The sequence below is a fragment of the Streptomyces niphimycinicus genome (assembly GCF_018883605.1).
GTDB lineage: Bacteria > Actinomycetota > Actinomycetes > Streptomycetales > Streptomycetaceae > Streptomyces > Streptomyces niphimycinicus.
In genome coordinates this window covers 1-297 of record NZ_JAHLEM010000957.1, presented here as the reverse complement: position 1 = coordinate 297, position 297 = coordinate 1, and the positions used below count along the sequence as shown (strand labels likewise).

Here is a 297-nt window from a genome sequence, read left to right as displayed (position 1 = left end):
CCGCCGCCCGTGCCCTCCACGACCGGCGACGCCTGAAGCTCCGCGTCCGAACTGGCCACCGCGTCCACGTAGTCGGCCGCGTAGACCTTGTGCCGTACGGTCGCGGGCGGCAGGGGTTCGGTGACGAGGACGAAGCCCCGGCGCGGCAGCACCGGCAGCTCGACGCCCGCGAGCCCCGCCACCGCACCGGCCCAGGTGCCCGCCGCGTTCAGGACGGCGGGGGCGCTGACCGTGCCGTGGGAGGTCCGTACGCCGGTGACCGGGGAGCCCACGGGCCCGCCGCCCGGCCGCCCGCCG

The 297-nt window shown here is 78.8% G+C and carries 1 protein-coding gene; it reads right to left on the bottom strand.

Annotated elements, in window-relative coordinates:
• On the bottom strand, window positions 1-297 hold a 297-nt coding region (locus tag KN815_RS46090), incomplete at both ends, for an FAD-dependent oxidoreductase (protein WP_216347752.1).